The following is a 5,597-nucleotide window of genomic DNA, read 5'->3' on the forward strand; positions in this document are numbered from 1 at the left end:
AATCAAAAATATCCTGAAATAAATATTGATGAATCTGCTGAGGTCCAGCAGTTGTACCTACCTCAAAATCCATAATTTTTCCGGCTTCATACAACTCAAGGGCGCGCTTTTTACTAAGTAGTTCTTCTTGACTCATATTTATATGCTATCATGAACTAATAATTGAATTCAAAAATAACTTCAAAAGCCGCTATCTCCATATTTTCACCATTATTATTTGACAATGATTCAATACCCATTCTTATACCTCTTCTTGATTTGTTATATTAAAAAAGCACACAAGAAACCTCTTCAGATAATATGCTATAATTTAAGAGATATTATTCAATAAAATAGAGGTTTTAACTTGAATCTAAAAATTGGAATTGTGGGATTGCCGAATGTGGGAAAATCGACACTATTTAACGCATTGACGAATGCGCATGCTTTGGCCGCAAACTACCCCTTTGCAACAATTGAGCCGAATGTCGGAATTGTGCCAGTGCCAGACGAACGATTAGATGTTCTAGAAAAAATGTACACCGCTGAGAAGAAAATTCCAGCGACTGTGGAGTTCGTGGATATCGCAGGACTCGTTGAAGGAGCGTCAAAAGGAGAGGGGCTTGGCAATAAATTCTTAGCACATATTCGCGAATGTCAGATTATTTGTCACGTAGTGCGTGTATTTAAAAATGATGACATTATGCATGTCTCTGCTAACGCAAACACACCAGCACCAGTTGATCCAAAGGCAGATATTGAAATTATTCAAACCGAACTGGAGCTTGCCGATTTTGAAACGCGTGAAAAAGTTGAGGCTAAGCGCAAGAAAAATAAAGATGCAGCCGAAGAAAAGATTCCATATCTTACAGAGAAGCCAGTAATCTACATGTTTAACGTGGATGAGACTGAGCTAACAAATGAGTCTTTGAAAAATGAACTTAGAGAACTTGTTGCCCCAGCTCGTGCAGTTTTTGTGAACGCAAAACTTGAGGAAGAAATGACTGGTATGAGTTTGCCAGAGAAAATGGAATTCCTTGAGAGCTACGGTGTAGAGGAGGATGCGCTTGGCGAACTCGTGAAAGCAGCCTATGATACCTTGGGACTACAATCCTTCTTGACTGCTGGTAAAAAGGAGGTGCGCGCCTGGACAATTAAGAAAGGGGCGACTGCACCAGAAGCGGCAGGCACAATTCATACTGATTTTGAGCGTGGTTTTATTGCGGCAGAAGTGATGAAATACGATGATTTAGTGAATCTTGGCAGTGAAGCAGCAGTGAAAGCGGCTGGAAAATTGGCGACAGTTGGCAAAACCTATATCATGCAAGATGGCGATATTGTTGAATTTCGCTTTAATGTTTCAAAATAAGATTCAGCTTCTTGAGGCGGCCGATTCCCTGATATAATCAAAATATGATTTTAGGCATTGATGAAGTTGGGCGGGGACCATATGCGGGACCACTAGTAATTGGGGCCTGTATTTTGCCGGATGCCGAAAAAATTGAAGAGGAACCTGAGAAATATCATTGGATATCAGAACTTACCGACTCTAAGAAACTAACAGCTAAAAGACGTGAAGCTCTGTATACAAAAATCAAGGAGGGGGCCGTAGCAACGGCGACAGGTTGGGTCTCTGCGAATGAGATTGATGAGATCGGACTTTCTGAAAGTTTAAGGTTAGCTTGCCGAAGGGCGGTGAAACAGATCCAAGAGGCCCGGGTGCCTTTTTCTGAAATCATTATTGACGGGACGATGAATTTTTTAAGCGGAACGCCCTTAGAAAAATATGTTTCTACATTACCAAAGGGCGACCTCTTAATTAAGGAAATCTCGGCAGCAAGTATCTTAGCAAAGGTGGAACGAGACCGATATATGGTGGAATTGGCGGAAAAATATCCTGAATATGGTTTTGAAAAACATGTGGGTTATGGGACGGCAGCGCATCAAAAAGCGATGGAGGAGTTTGGTTTGACGCCTGAACATCGTCGTTCATTTCGACCAGTACGTGAAATTATGTCTAAGCAACTTGGGGCCGAAGAAGGTAAAGAGCAACAAAAAGTTAGGAAGGTGGGCACAAAAAATGGAGGTGCAACATCGAGAGAAATCGGTAATCTTGGCGAAGAAAAGATAGCGGAGTTTTTGACTTCAAAAGGGCATGAGATTATTGCTAGAAATTTTAAAACAAAATATTTTGAAATCGACATTATCTCAAAACTAGATAATTCCCTATTTTTTACAGAGGTGAAATATCGCAAAACCACAGATTTTGGGGAGGCTATTGAGTTTGTCGATCAGAGAAAGCAAGAACAGGTGCGGTTTGCGGCAGAAAGTTATTTGGCAATGCATCCAGAATTTAAAGATTTTATAGCCAAGCTTGCGGTGGCAGGGGTGAGCGGTAAGGATTTTCAGGTTGAAGACTGGATAATTATTGAATAATTATCTTATAGAAAGGTAGCGACCAGATTTAGTCGATAAATATCAAAAAAATAAACCTCGATTGAGGTTTATTTTGAATTTTCTAGTCTTACGCAGCTGCGACTTCTTCGGTCTTTTCAGCTTCGACAGGTGCTTCAGCTGGAGCTTCAGCAGCTACATCTTCTTTGAGGGTGTTAACTGCAACACGGTCAAAGTCCTTAGCAACGAGACGGGCAGATTTACCAGAACGATTGCGGAGGTATGAAAGATTGTTGCGGCGAACCTTAGCACGCTTAACAATTTCAACTTTTTCAACTAATGGGCTGTGCATCAAGAAAGATTTCTCAACGCCAATACCGGAAGCAATTTTGCGCACAACGATGCGTGCAGTGTGAGACTCTTTGCGGTCTACACGGATTACGACACCTTCGAAAACCTGAAGACGGAATTTCTCGCCTTCCTTAATTTTCTGAGTTACCTTAACGGTATCACCAGAGCGAACATCAACGATGGCTTTCTTTTTCTGGGCGTCACCAATTTTTTTCAACACTAGAAAACTCATATTTTACCTTTTATTACTTAAAACTTGACCTATTTTAACATAGTTTTATGGAAAATGGAAGAGGTGAGACGATTAACTAGAAAACAGTAGTATCAAAACCAGCCTGGGGATTATTATCCTTGAAAGTTTTGCAAGAGTATTTCATATTAGGGTCGGATTCATATTTATTGAGGACAGTCACGGCAGTTTTCATATCTTCGGAAACATTTTTACACTCGATGACACCCATGCCATTAGCAGCATAGACACCGACGAATTGCCAGGTACCGCTAGGGAGTTTTCGACTATAGACATTGGTCTGGGCGGCCATACCATGATCAACATAGCGAGGCATAGCGAGACCATTGGGATCAACCACTTTCTCCATCTTTGAGACATTGAGCTTTGCAATGACCTTCGTGCCATCCTCGTTTGTGACGATGCGACCGCCAGTAATACGATAATCGTCGCCGACGATGGTCGCGAGCTGTGCAAAATTAATATTTAGATCGTTCCATTTAACGATCTGCTTCTCGGCCTTTTGTTCTTTTTTCTCCTCGGTTTTTGCCTCGTCCTGATCTTTGGTGTCGACTACTTTAGTTTTAGTTGCTGATTCATACTCAGCAATGACGGTCTTACTTTCGGTTAATTCTTTTTGGTATTGTTTGACTAAATTAGTTCCCTCGTCGATTTTCTGATTGCTATAAAAGTAGAGAAAACTGGCAACAAGAAGAAGGATAACAGATAGAATAGAAGTGACAATACCAATGATTTTCCAAGGATTACCTGGTTTTTTTAAATCCTTCGTATTATCGTAACTAGAAGTATCAAAACCAGATTCTTCGGCGAGCTGGTCAACATAACTAACGGGTGCAGCAGATTCAGTCTGGGTAAACTGTTCAGCTGAAGTCTGTGTCTCGGTCTGGTCTAATTCAGCTGGGTCCTGCGATTCGGTCGGATTTAATTGTTCAACTGGAGCTTGTGGCTCAGTTTGAGTGAATTGTTGATCTTGACTATATTGTTCGTTTTGGTCCATTTTTTACCTCTTATTTATATCACCCTTGATATTTCATCTAATGTAGTTTCACCACGTAAGCAAGCCAAAATACCTTTTTGCTCAAGCGTAATGAGACCAGCTTTTCTAGCAGTTTTCTCGATAGCATCAGTATTAATATCTTCAACGTCACCACGGATATATTTCTGCACTTCCTCAGAAACAGTGAGCTGTTCCATAATCACCTTACGACCTTTATAGCCGAATGGATCATCAAGCCCAGACGGAACAGCTTCAAAGAGAGTAAAGTTATTCGGATCAAGGTTAAACCCAAGTTGGTCATAAATTACCTCTTCAGGAAGACCTTCAAGCTTTGAAAGAACGAATTGACGGGTGGTCTCATCTGGAGTAAATTCACGTTTATTTTCTGAAAGACTACGCACAAGACGCTGAGCCATCACCATGCGAATGGAGCTGGAAAAAATTGGGTTGGTACCAATCAGGTCGATCATACGAGAGAAGGCAGCAGCGGTGGAGTTGGCGTGGAAGGAACTTAGGACAAGGTGACCGGTAATAGAGGCCTGAATTGCAGTCTTGGCAGTATCGCCATCACGAATCTCACCAACCATCACAACATCAGGGTCGAGACGAAGAATGGAGCGCAGACCGTCGGCAAAAGAGCCGCCCTCCGTAGTGTTGACGGGGATTTGAGAAATGCCAGAAATGCCATATTCGATTGGATCCTCGAGAGTAATAATCTTACGATCGGTGGTATTAAGAGCATTAATCATGGAATAGAGAGTAGTAGACTTACCAGAACCAGTCGGACCGACCATGAGAACGAGGCCGCGAGGATGCGAAATCACTTCGTTAATTTCAGAAAGCTCGTGATCAGAGAGACCGAGAAGATTAAGATTGAGGAGCGATTCATCGAAGTTAAAGAGACGCATAACAGCATCCTGGCCATACATGGTCGGAACAGTTTCGACACGGATATTCAAGAGATGAGAGGAGCCGTCACGAAAAATATCTTTTTGCATGTGACCAGACTGCGGAGTCTTGGCGGCGGAAGAAATACCAGCGCGAGAACCAAGCTCACCCATGAAAACGCGATAGCGATCACGCTCAAGATTGGCGACTGGATGCAAAATACCATCAACGCGCATACGAATACGAATGGATTCGCGTAGATTTTCAATATGAATATCGGAGGCGCCAAGCTTGTCTGCCTGATCTAGAAGGAAGTCAAAGACTTTATCGGTACCGACGGAGTTAAGGGTTTGAGAGACCGAAGCAAGAGTTTCGGAATCACCATCGCTGGCAATTCGGATGTCATCATAATGAACCTGCCTTGGCGGATCATAGCGGAGCATGAGAACTTGATAAGCGCTGTTTGAAATAAGGAAAAAGTCGATTCCATCACCATTTATATTAAACTTCTCGCTAAATTCCTTGATAGTGCTGCGGGGAGTTTGACTAGTGACCATAAATTGATAAGGGAGGCCGTTACCACCTTTTTGGAGAGGAAGGATGTAGTCGCTATGCATTCTTTGGATATCGATGATGCCAAAAAGTAGCGGCAGAGTTTCCTCGATGGGGCGGGTGTCAAGATAAGGGAGGCCGAGGGTCATGGCGCGCGAAGAGGCGGCCTGCTCTTCGTTTGACCGA

4 protein-coding genes and 2 pseudogenes are annotated in these 5,597 nt (G+C 42.5%); 2 read left to right on the forward strand and 4 right to left on the reverse strand.

Annotated elements, in window-relative coordinates; all coding sequences use genetic code 11:
• Positions 1–136: pseudogene (locus G3KMM_RS02970) on the reverse strand (protein adenylyltransferase Fic); the annotation flags it as partial.
• 210 nt (positions 137–346) lie between these two features.
• On the opposite strand from G3KMM_RS02970, the gene G3KMM_RS02505 reads away from it, so the two are divergent.
• Together G3KMM_RS02505 and rnhB are read left to right on the forward strand one after the other, a co-directional pair.
• Positions 347–1,348, forward strand: a complete 1,002-nt coding sequence (locus G3KMM_RS02505; RefSeq protein ID WP_129605156.1) for a redox-regulated ATPase YchF — start codon at positions 347–349, stop codon at positions 1,346–1,348.
• Positions 1,349–1,392: 44 nt separating this feature from the next.
• Positions 1,393–2,415 (forward strand): ribonuclease HII, encoded by a 1,023-nt coding sequence (rnhB, locus tag G3KMM_RS02840; RefSeq protein ID WP_164998489.1) that lies wholly within the window; start codon positions 1,393–1,395, stop codon positions 2,413–2,415.
• Between the two features lie 205 nt (positions 2,416–2,620).
• On the opposite strand, the pseudogene rplS reads toward rnhB, so the two are convergent.
• The 3 genes and pseudogenes from rplS to G3KMM_RS02525 form a co-directional block, all read right to left on the reverse strand.
• A pseudogene (gene rplS / locus G3KMM_RS02515) lies at positions 2,621–2,956 on the reverse strand (50S ribosomal protein L19); the annotation flags it as partial.
• A 76-nt stretch (positions 2,957–3,032) separates the two neighbouring features.
• Complete coding sequence (locus G3KMM_RS02520; RefSeq protein WP_129605162.1) at positions 3,033–3,971, reverse strand: hypothetical protein; 939 nt, start codon at positions 3,969–3,971, stop codon at positions 3,033–3,035.
• Between the two features lie 14 nt (positions 3,972–3,985).
• Positions 3,986–5,597: GspE/PulE family protein (locus G3KMM_RS02525; protein ID WP_164998490.1), on the reverse strand; the 1,612-nt coding region annotated here is incomplete at its 5' end.

Source organism: Candidatus Nanosyncoccus nanoralicus (assembly GCF_004138405.1).
Taxonomy (GTDB): domain Bacteria; phylum Patescibacteriota; class Saccharimonadia; order Saccharimonadales; family Saccharimonadaceae; genus Nanosyncoccus; species Nanosyncoccus nanoralicus.